This window comes from Micromonospora sp. NPDC000668 (genome assembly GCF_042897975.1).
GTDB lineage: Bacteria > Actinomycetota > Actinomycetes > Mycobacteriales > Micromonosporaceae > Micromonospora.
Genome location: NZ_JBIAYP010000002.1, coordinates 1382235 through 1394449, shown reverse-complemented (window position 1 = coordinate 1394449; position 12215 = coordinate 1382235). Strand labels below are relative to the sequence as shown.

The following is a 12215-nucleotide window of genomic DNA, read 5'->3' as shown; positions in this document are numbered from 1 at the left end:
TGAAGTCCAAGGCCGTGGCCACGCTCGGCAGTCTGGCGTCTTTTCTGGAATCAGTCAAGATCGGCCGCATGGCGCACTGGCGAAGCGCGGGTGACGAGTTCGGTCGGCAGGTGCGGCACGGGCACTGCCGGCGGTTCCGATTGCGGGAGCACCATGCCTAGAACTACTATGCATTGCAGATCTAGGTATAGGCGGTCCATATGCGTATCACCAAAGACCTCGTCGCGGCGTCGGCTACGCCGCTCGTGCTGGGGATTCTCGCCGAGGGCGAGAGCTACGGCTACGCGATCCTCAAGCAGGTCAACGACCTGTCGGGCGGGCAACTGGAGTGGACCGACGGCCTGCTCTACCCGCTGCTGCACCGCCTGGAGCGGCTCGGCCACGTCGAGTCGGCCTGGGAGTCCCCGCCGGGGGGACGACGCCGCAAGTACTACCGCATCACCGACCAGGGCCGGGCCGAGCTGGCCGAGCAGCACCGCCAGTGGGCCGCGGTCGTCGACGCCCTGCGGGGCGTCTGGAGCACGACACAGTCCATCAAGCCGATCACGGCGCCGGCATGGGGGTCGGGACTATGACCATCGACAACGATCTGGAGGGCCAGATCGCCGAGTGGCGGGCCTACATCGACCGCCGCCGGGAGCTGCACCACACCGACGCCGAGGAGCTGGAGGACCACCTCCGCAGCCGGATCACCGAGCTGACCGAGGCGGGCCTGCGACCCGACGAGTCGTTCCTCATCGCTGTCAAACGCATGGGCAGCCTCGATGAACTGTCGCGGGAGTTCGCTCGCGAGCACTCCGAGCGGCTATGGAAACAGCTCGTACTGCCCGGGGAGCCGGATACGCCCACCGCCGCCCGTACCCGTCGCGAGCTGCCCGTCATGGTGCTCTGTGCGGCCGTCGCGGCGCTCGCGATCAAGGTGCCATCGCTGTTCGGGCTTGACCTGTCCGGTGACGATGGCAGCTTCTACGCGCGAAACATCAGCCTCTTCGCGCTGCCGGCGCTCGCGGCGTACTTCGCCTGGCAACGCCGGGTCGGTCTTCGCGTCATCGGGGCGCTGGCGTTGCTGTTCATTCTCGGCGCGGTCGCCGCGAACGCGTATCCGCTGGCCGATGACTCGCAGACCATGGTGCTCACGGCGATCCACCTGCCGATAGCCCTGTGGCTGGTGGTCGGCGTCGCCTACGTGGGCGGCGACTGGCGCTCCGACCGGCGGCGGATGGACTTCATCCGGTTCACCGGGGAGTGGCTGATCTACTTCGTCCTCATTGGACTGGGGGGCGGCGTGCTCACCGCCTTCACGGTGGGCACCTTCCATGCCATCGGCCTGGACGCCGAGGGATTCATCCAGTCGTGGCTGCTGCCGTGCGGCGCCATGGCCGCCGTGATCGTGTCGGCGTGGCTGGTGGAGGCCAAGCAGAGCGTCATCGAGAACATGGCGCCGGTGCTGACCCGGGTCTTCACGCCGCTCTTCGCGGCCATCCTGCTGGCCTTCCTGGTCGCCATCATCTGGACCAACAACGGCATCGACGTCGAGCGCGACGCGCTCATCCTCTTCGACCTGCTGCTGGTCATCGTGCTGGGCATGCTGTTGTACGCCATCTCCGCCCGTGACCTCACGGCCCGACCCGGCATCTTCGACCGCCTGCAGCTCGCGCTCATCGTCAGCGCGCTGGTCATTGACTTCCTGGTGCTCGTGGCGATCACGGGCCGGATCAGCGAATGGGGCTTCAGCCCGAACAAGACCGCCGCGCTGGGCGAAAACCTCATCCTGCTCACCAACCTGGCCTGGTCGGCATGGCTGTACCTCGGCTTCTTGCGCGGCCGGATGCCCTTCGCCCACCTGGAACGCTGGCAGACCCGTTACGTGATCGTGTACGCAGCGTGGGCCTGGGCAGTCGTCCTCGCCTTCCCACCCCTGTTCGGCTTCGCCTGAGCCCTCCCCCGACCGCCGGCTGGATCCGGCAGAAAGGCGGGCCTCCTCTGCCGCATCGACGTGGGAAACTCTTTCTCGCGGGTAATCACGGCGCCTGTTCCACAGTGGGGGGACCACATGCGTACACCTTCGCGGGCTTATCGCCGGGTCGCGGCGATGGTCGTGGCAACGGCGCTCGGCTGCGGATTGACGGTGGGGCTGCCGGCCGCTCCGGCCGCCGCAGCGGTGACCGCGCCGACTGATCTCAAGACTGCCAACCAGCCCTGTGCCACTGCCGTGCCGGGGCCATATCTGAGCCCGATCAGGCTCAACGACGCCAATGCCGTGGTGCTGAAGGGCACCTTCAGCCGGACGGGCGACAGCACCGGGTTGCAGGCCGACTTCCAGGTATGGGACGTCGCCGACCCGGAGCACCCGCAGCAGTGGCTCAGTGGCATCGCCGAGCAGAGCGACGAGGTCTACGTCCAGCTCGAAGACGAGTCGAAGCAGCTCGACGGCGTGACGTACGCCTGGCGGGTGCGCGTGCTCGACGGTGCGGACCCCTCACCGTGGAGCAGCACCTGCCACTTCACCGTCGACCGCCGCGGCGGCCCGGCACCGACCGTCACCTCCACCGAATATCCCCCCGGCAGTTGGGACGACGCCCACGGCGCGATCGGGGTCCCAGGTGACTTCACGCTGACCTCGGCCAGCGACGACACCGTCAGCTACCGCTACCGGTTCTACTCCGCCGAGTTGAGCGACGATTCCCCCGAGTCCACGGTCGACGCCGAAGGGCTCGGCGGTCCGGCGACCATCCGGTGGACGCCCCGGGCAGCCGGCCACCACTCGGTCACCGCCTACGCCGTCGACCGGGCCGGAAACAGTTCCGAGGCCCTCTACCAGGAGTTCCATGTCAAGGAGACGCGCCCGTCGATCTTCTCGGCCGCGTACCCGGACTGGGGCACCAACCTGGACTACAACGTCGGCGTGTCCGGCGCGTTCGAGCTGAGCGCGACGGTCCCGGACGCGGCGACGTTCGTCTGGCGGATCGACGAGAACGGGCCCTCGGGTACGGTTCCGGCGGATGCCGCCGGGAGAGCGACGGCGATGATCGCCCCGACACGCGCCGGCCGGCAGACCCTCTACGTGCACAGTCTCACCGGCGATGGCACCGCGCACGCCCCCCGCGCCTACGAATTCCTCGTCGACAACGGCCCGAGGGTCACCGGCGACACGAACCGGGGTGTGACGATCGGTTCCTCGCTCACGTTCCATCTCGCGCCCCGGGTACCGCAGGTCGAGGCGTACCTCTACTGGCCGGAGTACTCCGGCCTGGAGGAGCGGCCGATCGAGAAGATCACCGTGCCGGCTCGCGCCGACGGCACCGCCGACCTCACCTGGACGGCCACCGAGACCAGCGTCACCGGCCTGCACATCCAGAGCCGAAGTGCGGACGGCACCCTGTCCGAGCCGCGCTGGAACTATGTCTCGGTCGACGGCGCGTCGCCGACGGTGACGCGCACCGGCGGCACCGACCTGGGGACGCCGGCCACCTTCACGGCCCGCACCCGTATGGAGAACGTCGTCGAGTACGTGGCGACGCTGAACCGCGACGACGCCACGAAGCAGGTCGTCAGGCCGGCCGCCGACGGCAGCGTCACCTTCGGGTACACGCCGACGAAGAGCGGCTACAACTACGTTGTCGTCGTCGCTCGCAACGCCGCTGGCGTGCAGACCGAGGAGGGCGGCACGTACTGGACGGTGTCGGACGCGCCGCGGGTCACCTCGACCGACTTTCCGGCAACCGGCAGCGGCCGGCTCGCGGCGGGCACCTTCACCTTCACGCCGCGCCTTCCCGGCACGACCACGTACGAGTACTCGATCAATTTCGGGCAGTACGTCACCGTGGCCGCCAAGCCCGACGGCACCGCGACGCTGACCTGGACGCCACCGGAGGCCGGCACGTACTACCTGACCGTTCGCAGCCTCACGGCCGGCGGCACCCGCTCCATGAACACGCAGTACAGCTTCACCGTCGAGCCCGGCGTGGCCACGGTCAGCTCGGTGGCTCCAACCACCGTGCCCCCGGGCGGCCTCCGGACGATCACCCTCCACGGCACCGGGCTGCATCCGCGTGACGAGGTCCAGGTGACCCCCGCCACGGGACAACCGCTGACCGCGACGGTCAAGACGGTCTCGGCGGACGGCACGACGATGACCGCCGAGGTGAACCTCGCCTCCGCGCCGGCCGGCAATGCCAGCCTGATCCTGCGCCCGTATGGAGCGGGCCAGCCGGTGGTCCTGGCCAACGCCTTCACGATCAACCCGCCCCTGGCGATGCGCGCGGTCAACCCTCCGACGATCACCGGAACCCTGGAGGTCGGGGGCACCGTCACCGCGAACCCGGGCCAATGGACTCCCACGGCGACCGCCTACGTGTACCAGTGGTCGGCGAACGGCATCGCGATCACCGGCGCGACCGGCGCAACGATCAAGATCCCCGTGGCGCTGTACGGAAAGCGGCTCACCGTCACGGTGACCGCCAGCCGAGACGGATACGCCCCCGCCACGGCCACCTCGGCCTCCACGGCGGCGGTCGCCAGGGGCCAGCGACCCCCTCGCCGGCCGATAGTGCCCCCGGACACGCAGTGGCCAGACACGCGCCGACCGACGCCATGATCATCACCGGTTGACGTTCGCACGGGTGTCGTCCCGATGTCGGCGATGTCGCGGTGTCCCAGCGCGGGGATGCCCCGATGTCGGTGATCTGGAGTTGACCATCACCAGCGGTGCCGCGTCACTGCCGCAACCGGGCCGTACTTCGAGCGCCTAGCGCAGCCGCAAGCCCGCGATGACGAGTCCGACCATGAGGCGCGCGTCGTAGTCGGGGCTGTCGGCGCCGATGCAGAGATTGCCGATGCCGTGCATCAGGACGAGGGCGTCCAGGTCGGGGATGATCTCGCCCGCCGTGGCGGCGGCGTCGAGCAGCTCGGCGCAGACGGGGACGAGACGGTCGAGGAAGTAGGCGTGCAGCGTCTGGAAGGCGGCATCGTCGGACCGCATCGCCTCAGCCAGGCCGTGCTTGGTGACCAGGAAGTCGACGAAGAGGTGGATCCAGCTCGCCAGAGCGGCGTGCGGGGTGGCGCTCTCCGCCAGCAGCACCGGGCCGGCCTCGGCGCACGCCTCGACCTGGTGCCGGTACACCGCGACGATGAGATCGGCCCGCGTCGGGAAGTGACGGTAGATCGTGCCAACCCCGACGCCGGCCCGGGCGGCGATGTCGCGCACGGGCGCGTCGACTCCGGAGCTGACGAACGCCGCGGCGGCCGCCTCCAGTAGCGCCGCCTCGTTGCGCCGCGAATCAGCCCGCTGCTTCCGCGCGCCACCCGATCCGCTGCCCGTACCGGCCACCGTTACCCCCGTCACATCCCTTGTTAAGCGGAACCATGTTCCGTATGTTTTAGCGGAACATGGTTCCGCATTGGCAGCATGCCAGAACGGCAGGCCCAATGCCAAGTCAGAAGGAACGCCCATGCCCGCAATGCCAGAGCCCACGCCGGTCGTCTCGGTCCACCCCATCACGCTGCCGGCCCCGGATCGCGGCGACGATCAGCACGTACGGGTCTCCGCACCCACGACCGGCCACGAACTACCCGTCATCGTCTTCTCGCACGGCTTCGGCGGTTCGGCCGCCAACTACGGTCCGCTGGTCGACTTCTGGGCCTCCCACGGCTTCGTCGTCATCCAGTCCACCCACCTCGACTCACGGAGACTGAACCTTCCTCCCGACGACCCCCGCACGCCGCTGATCTGGCGACTCCGGGTGGACGACCTGAAGCGCACCCTCGACCAACTCGACCTGCTGGAGTCGTCCGTCCCCGGCCTTGTCGGACGCCTCGACCGCGCCCGCATCGCCGTGGCCGGCCACTCCTGGGGCGCCCAGACGGCGAGCACCCTGCTGGGGGCGCGAGTCCTCGACGCCGACGGCAACCCCGGAGAGGACATGTCCGACCCACGGATCAAGGCAGGCGTCCTGCTGGCCGTGACCGGCCAAGGTGGAGCCGATCTCGCCCCGTTCGCTGCCGAGCACTTTCCCTTCATGAGCCCGAGCTTCGTCGACATGACCAGCCCGGCCCTCGTCGTCGCGGGCGACCGGGACGACTCCCCGTTGTCGGTCCGCGGGCCGGACTGGTTCACCGACGCGTATCACCTGAGCCCGGGCAGCAAGAGCCTGCTCACCCTGTTCGGAGCGGAGCACTCGCTCGGCGGCGTCTCCGACTACGAAGCCAAGGAGACGACGGACGAGAGCCCCGAAAGGGTTGCTCTGATCCAACGGCTCACGTGGGCCTACCTTCGGGACGCCCTCGGCCTCAAGGACTCCACCTGGCCGGCACCGGTCGAGAGCACCCTGGGTCGTCTCGAATCCAGGTAGAGACGAGCGGGCTCGGGGAGGGAAAGGTGACCTCTTCGTCACCTGTCGGCCGAATCGGGAGCCTGGTTCTCTGGCGGACAGCTAGTCACGTCCGCGAGAGAATGCGAGTCCCCATGTCGATCCTCCGCCGAACCACAGCCATCGCCGCCGCGGCCGTCGCCGCTGCCACCGTCTCGCTGGTCAACGCCTCGCCCGCCCTGGCCAGCACCCCGGCCAGCTGCTCCAGCGTCCGCCAGATCGGTACGACGCGGGTGCTGACGGTCGGCGGCATGGAGGCGGCTTCGGTCAAGCAGTACTACGGCTGCGGCTACAACTACGCCTACATCTACGTGTGGGAGCAGTACCGCAACACCCACACCAACTGGGACCTCTACGTCCACGTGATCGACCACTCGAACAGCGGCTCGGACTACGGGGTGGGCCAGCTCAACAACACCACCCGCGCGGAGTTGTGGGGCGCGCCGGCCAACACGGCCGCGCACTGCACGCACGTCACCGGCTACCTCAACTCCACGGGCGGCTCGACCAGCACTGTCTGCTGACGTCCCAACCCGCCAGCTCCGGCAGGCGGCGAGCGCGCCGTTCACGGAGCTGACGCCCGCAGAAGAATGAGGGGCAGCCCCGGCTGGGCCTCGCCCGACCATCGCCGTGCGGTCCATGCCCAGATCAGGGCATGGGCCGCCGGCGGCGGAGACCGCACGGTCTCGGGAGTCCGACGGCCCGACGACCGCGTTGCCGGCCTCGGTACCATTCAACGACGATGGTCCACAGTAAGCAGCCGGTGACGTACCCGGAGTCGGCACTCGGGGTCGACGGTTGCACCGACGCCGTCGAGGTCGGTCGGGGAGGTTTCGGCCTCGTCTACCGGGCCTGGCAGCCGGCCTTCTCGCGCTGGGTCGCGGTCAAGGTGCTCGCCGCCGACTGGCATGGCCCGTCCCGCGCCCGCTTCGAACGGGAACTGCGTGTTCTCGGCCGGCTCTCCGACCACCCGCACATCGTCACCCTGCACCAGGCAGGCCGTACCGCCGCCGGCAACCCGTACCTGTTGATGGCGTACGAGGAGGGCGGCTCGTTGGCCGACCGGCTCGCCGGGGACACGGCGGACGACTGGCGGGCGGCGGTGGCCGGTGGGATCGCGGTAGCCGGCGCCCTGGAGACCGCGCACCGGGCCGGCGTGCTGCACCGCGACGTGAAGCCCGAGAACATCCTGATCTCCGGGTACGGCGAGCCGAAGCTGGCCGACTTCGGCCAGGCCCGACCCCGCTCCGCGACCTCGAACGGCGCACGTGGGACGGTGACCGCGAGCGTCCTGCACACCGCGCCGGAGGTGCTGCGCGGCGAGCCGGCCTCGGTGGCCGCCGACGTCTACGCGCTGGCCTCGACCGTGCTGCACTGGATCCGGGGCGCACCGCCCTTCTCCCCCACCGATGGTGGGTCGCTGGATTCGCTGCTCCGGCGGATCGCCGTCGACCCGGTGCCGGACCTGCGCCCGAGCGGCGTACCGGACGGGGTGTGCGCGGTGTTGGAACGCGCGCTGGCGAAGGATCCGACGCAGCGGCCGGCGACGGCCGCCGCGTTCGCCGAGGAGCTGCGGCGGGAACAGGCGGCTGCCGGGCTACCGGTCACCCCGTTCGTCCTCGGCACGGACGATGCCCCCGGTCCGTGGGTCGAGGGCCGACCGGCCGGAAGGTCCGCACCCGGCCGGTCGCTGGTCGACCGCCGCCGCGCCGCCCTGGCGCTGTCGGCCACCGTCGCGCACCAGCCGTCATGGGTACGCGGACACCCGCTGGTCCGCACGGTCGGGCTGCTCATCGCGCTGGTGTCGGTGCTCGCCACCACCCGTTCGGAGGCGCTGCCGACACCCGCCCCCGTGGCGATGCCGGCCGAGTTGGCCTTTGGCGAGCAGGAACTCAACGCGGAGTCGACCGAACAGGTGGTGACCGTCCGCAACCGCGACGACCGGCCGGTCCGGCTGACCGGGCTGGCGCTGAGCGGCCCGGCCCGTGCGGACCTGCGGATCCTCGGGGAGGACTGCACCACGCGACCGCTCGCTGTGGACGGTCGGTGCGAGGTGCGCCTCGTCGTGGTACCGCTGACCGCCGGGTCGTTCCGGGCGGCGCTGGAGGTGGCGGTGGACGGCCGGCGCGATCCGATACGGACCGCGATCACCGGCACCGCCCAGTCGCGGCGGGCCAGCCGGGACGACGCGCCACCGGGCCCCTGCTACGCCGACGCCTACCAGGTCGGTTCGACCGCCTACGGGCACGCGGGCGGCCTGCGGGCCATCTCCGTCAGGCAGTACTGGTCGCCGAGCTGCCGGGCAACCATGGCGTACGTCTGGGTGTGGAAGCAGTACCGGGACAACGCGGCCACCGGCGGCACCTGGACGGTGGACCTGTCGGTGCGGGACGGCGGCCCCGTGGCCCCGCAGCGGGCCGGCGGGCAGCCGCCGGAGCTGTGGACCGACCCGCACCGCTCGGCGGGCCGGTGCACCGCCGCGACGGCGACCGTCATCGCCGACCGCTCCGGCGCCGCGACCACCGCGACCACCGCGACGTTCTGCGACCGGTGACGGGATGGACGGCTACTTCGAGGTCCACGCGGCGGGGAACGTCCGGCTGGTACCGCTCAGCGCCGACGCGCTGACCATCGGCCGATCCCCCGGCAACGAGCTGCCCATCGACAGCAAACTGGTCTCCCGCCTGCACGCCCTGGTGGAGCGCTTCCCGTCGGGCTGGACGATCCGCGACCTGGGCAGCACCAACGGCACCACGGTCAACGGCGGCCCGGTCCGGGCGGCGCGGCTGCTGCGCGACGGCGACCGGGTCGAGATCGGGCCGGCCCGCCTGGTGTTCCACGCGCCAGCGCAGCTCTCCGGCACCCGGACGGTGGGGGTCGAGCCAGCGCCGGCACCCCCGACGCTGACCCGGCGAGAGCGGGAGTTGATCGAGGTGCTCTGCCGCCCGTACGTCGAGGGTGGCAGCGCCTTCCCGGAGCCGCCGACAGTACGGGCCCTCGCCGTCGCGCTGGGCGTCAGCGAGAGCGCGGTCAAGAAACACCTGGCCAACCTGTACGACAAGTTCGCGTTGGTGACCAACGACGACCGCCGGCGGTCCCGGCTGGCCGGCGAGGCGGTCCGCCGCGGCATGACCAGCGGCTGATGCACGTGTGCCCTCCGGGCCGCGTCCCGTGCGGCCCGGAGGGCACACCCCCCTTGTGCCACGCGCGTGGCGCCCGCCCGAAACGGGTTCGGGTGGGCGCCGACGAACGCCACAGCCGGCCGGCCGCGTGATCCACCGATCGGCCGGCGTCCCCCCGAATCACACCAGCCTGCGGCGCAGATCGGCAGGTGACGAAAGGGGGAGGGTTTCCTCCCTTCACGAACCGACCACCCCAGGCACCCTTGGTCACTGGAGTGGGCCGCGTAGAACTCGGATTGGCGGGTCATGATGGCGCGCATGTCGGTGCCCCGGGGCACTCCGTACACCGTGCCGGGGAAGTCGAGCTCGCGCTGCACCTGCCACAACTCGTCGTGCTGGTCCGGCGAGAACAGCCGGGCCGGGTCTCCGGCGGCGATCCAGCCGATCGGGACGACCGCCGAAGAAGGCCCGCCTCGGCGGGCCTTCTTCCGGTCCACTGTTCCCGCCAGAGGTGATCGTGGTGGCGGTGCGCTGGTATCCGCGGGTGCCAGGTGGTTCGTCGGGGAGACGTACGTCAAGGTCAACCGGGTGTGGCGGTACGTGTACCGGACGGTCGACCAGTACGGGCAGGTCATTGACGTGCTGGTCGCGACCTACCGTGCCCCTGGGTGAGCTGGTCCCGCTGGCTCTTCTTTCATGATCCACGATGCGTCGCGAACACCACGATGTTGTCCTTGTACGATTTCGCTGCTTTGTCGTAGTCGCCGCCACAGGTAATCACGCGGAGCTGCGCCTTGCCGGTGTGACCGTAGACCTGGTTCAGCGGGAGCTTTTTCTTCGGATAGCGGGCCACCCCGTCGACGGTAAAGCGGGCCTTCTTGCCGTCTTTGCGGAGCACCTCGATGGTGTCCCCCGGTTTCAGCGCGCCCAGGCGGAAGAAGACAGCCCGACCCGTGGCGCGTGAGTCGACGTGGCCCACCACCACCGCGGTCCCCACCTCGCCGGGACTTGGTCCCAGCTGGTACCACCCGGCCGCATTGGGCTGATTCAGCGGTGGGACCGCGATCTGCTGGTTCCGGTCCAGCCCGAGCGGAATCGTCGGCGCGTCAACGCCGATCCGCGGGATCTTGATACGGGTCGGCTGCGATCGCGGCATCCCGGCCAACGTCGGTGAGGGAGACGGTCGGGTCGCGGTCGACCCGAGAGCGCCTTCGATGCGGGCCGGAGCACTGCGCGCCTCGCCGTGGGTCGCCCCGGCCGCCGGCGACGCGTTGGCTCCGCTCGGCGTCGGCCGTGGTGTGGTGGGTTCGTCCGTCAACGGTGACGGCAGAGACTGCGGTGCGGCAGCGGGGTCGGGCTGCGGCGGTCCGACCGGATCAGGAGCCGTGGCCGCGAACGCGATCACTCCTGCTCCGCTAAGCGTGACAAGGGTGACCAGGACGAGGCCAGCGGCGCGCCACGGGAGACCGTGGCGGCCGCTGGCGCTCCTGGCCGCATTAGGCGACAGTGCCATTGGTGGACCGTCGACGCAGCAGCGCGATGCCACCGAGCACGCCCACGCCCATCATGCCGGCACCGGTCGCCGTCAGAACACCGGTGTTGGTGTCGGAAAGCGCGCCGCCGTCACCGGCCGCGACGGCGGCCGTCCTCGGCAACACCCAGGCTCCGTCCGGACCCGCGTACGCGCCGCCAGCCGGGGCGGCAGGCTGGCCCACCGGCGAACCAGGCTCGCCAAGACCGGCCTCGACCATCCTGAGGAGGTCGCCGAGCAGATCGCTCTCCACGTCCACCTCCACGTCGATGTCGCGGATGCAGACGACGAGGGTGTTGGGCTGGGTTCTGTTGTCGTTCGACGCCGCCTGCGCTGCCTCCAGGTGGAAGGTGACGATGCTGTCCGTGATGGTGTTGTCCTTGATGATCTGGGAGATGTTCTGCTCGTTGATCTGCTTGTTGGTCGCGCAGGTAACCCCGTTACCGTTCTTGTCGCGCAGGTTGAACGTCTTGGGCTTGTCGTCTGACTTCTTCTTCGACTCCTCCCCCTGCTTCGAGGCCGCGGGCTCCTTGGGTTCTCCGTCGGTCGCGGCGAGCGCGGTGGCGGGTGCCGCGAGCAGCAGCGCGGCGCTGCCCAGCACCACCCCGCCGGCGAGCTTGGTCAAAAATTTCATCGACATACTCCTCAATCCCTTCTGGTTGGCTCAGGACGACGAGCCATGACGAACGTTAGGCCGATAAACGTGAAACGAGAGGAGTTTCCGGGTTTCGTAACATGTAGTACGTGAGACGCCATAAGTAGTTAATTCATGTTCGCTGGGGCGTAAGGACCGTTCTGTCCGCCGAGCTTTGGTAGCGGCCAGGTGCTGCCGGGTGGCGCTGCCACCTGTACCGGCTCGCGGTGGCACCTGTGCACCGCCGGCGGGGGAGCCGCCGGCCTGCTGATCACGGCGGCCGAGGAACGCTTCCGCGCCCTGGGCTCTGCCCGGGTCGGCATCACTTGATGGGTACAGCAGTCGTACCGAGGGGCGGTGGTCGTGGAAGCCCAGCAGCTCGCGCACGCGTGGCAGCGGCCAGGCGAGTTGCTCGGCGCGTGCTGGAAGGGTCAAGCCGTGGCGGCTGGCAAGGTCGAATGCCTGCTGTAGCAGGATCGGCTGTTCGGAGAAGAGGCCAACCTCGCGGCAACGGTAGAGCAGGCTGTCGGCCGATATCCCCCAGGCGTCCTGCAAGCCCG

The 12215-nt window shown here is 69.9% G+C and carries 10 protein-coding genes and 1 pseudogene; 8 read left to right on the top strand and 3 right to left on the bottom strand.

Annotated elements, in window-relative coordinates; translation table 11 throughout:
* Positions 1-200: 200 nt before the first annotated feature.
* From ACFY29_RS16070 to ACFY29_RS16060, 3 genes are all read left to right on the top strand, one after another.
* Complete coding sequence (locus ACFY29_RS16070; RefSeq protein ID WP_328421480.1) at positions 201-575, top strand: PadR family transcriptional regulator; 375 nt, start codon at positions 201-203, stop codon at positions 573-575.
* Positions 572-1936, top strand: coding sequence for a permease prefix domain 1-containing protein (locus ACFY29_RS16065; protein ID WP_386986567.1), 1365 nt, complete (start codon positions 572-574; stop codon positions 1934-1936). Before ACFY29_RS16070 ends, ACFY29_RS16065 begins: the two co-directional genes overlap by 4 nt.
* 117 nt (positions 1937-2053) lie before the next feature.
* Complete coding sequence (locus ACFY29_RS16060; protein WP_386986564.1) at positions 2054-4597, top strand: hypothetical protein; 2544 nt, start codon at positions 2054-2056, stop codon at positions 4595-4597.
* 150 nt (positions 4598-4747) lie between these two features.
* Here the strand turns inward: ACFY29_RS16060 and ACFY29_RS16055 are convergent, their stop codons facing one another.
* Positions 4748-5329: a TetR/AcrR family transcriptional regulator gene (locus ACFY29_RS16055; RefSeq protein WP_386986826.1), complete on the bottom strand. Its 582-nt coding sequence runs from the start codon at positions 5327-5329 to the stop codon at positions 4748-4750.
* Positions 5330-5450: 121 nt separating this feature from the next.
* On the opposite strand from ACFY29_RS16055, the gene ACFY29_RS16050 reads away from it, so the two are divergent.
* The 5 genes and pseudogenes from ACFY29_RS16050 to ACFY29_RS16030 all read left to right on the top strand — a co-directional run.
* Positions 5451-6350, top strand: coding sequence for an alpha/beta hydrolase family protein (locus tag ACFY29_RS16050; protein WP_386986561.1), 900 nt, complete (start codon positions 5451-5453; stop codon positions 6348-6350).
* A 113-nt stretch (positions 6351-6463) separates the two neighbouring features.
* Positions 6464-6892, top strand: a complete 429-nt coding sequence (locus ACFY29_RS16045; RefSeq protein ID WP_386986559.1) for a hypothetical protein — start codon at positions 6464-6466, stop codon at positions 6890-6892.
* A 218-nt stretch (positions 6893-7110) separates the two neighbouring features.
* The gene (locus tag ACFY29_RS16040; protein WP_386986556.1) at positions 7111-8922 is read left to right on the top strand and encodes a protein kinase; all 1812 of its coding nucleotides are present in this window, start codon (positions 7111-7113) and stop codon (positions 8920-8922) included.
* A gap of 4 nt (positions 8923-8926) precedes the next feature.
* Positions 8927-9511, top strand: coding sequence for an FHA domain-containing protein (locus tag ACFY29_RS16035; RefSeq protein WP_386986553.1), 585 nt, complete (start codon positions 8927-8929; stop codon positions 9509-9511).
* Between the two features lie 528 nt (positions 9512-10039).
* A pseudogene (locus tag ACFY29_RS16030) lies at positions 10040-10150 on the top strand (DDE-type integrase/transposase/recombinase); the annotation flags it as partial.
* A gap of 34 nt (positions 10151-10184) precedes the next feature.
* Here ACFY29_RS16030 and ACFY29_RS16025 read toward each other — a convergent pair.
* A complete protein-coding gene (locus ACFY29_RS16025) occupies positions 10185-11003 on the bottom strand; it encodes a class F sortase (protein WP_386986550.1) in 819 nt (272 codons plus the stop codon).
* Positions 10987-11655, bottom strand: coding sequence for a hypothetical protein (locus ACFY29_RS16020; RefSeq protein ID WP_386986547.1), 669 nt, complete (start codon positions 11653-11655; stop codon positions 10987-10989). The genes ACFY29_RS16025 and ACFY29_RS16020 overlap by 17 nt, the downstream gene beginning before the upstream one ends.
* Positions 11656-12215 lie beyond the last annotated feature (560 nt).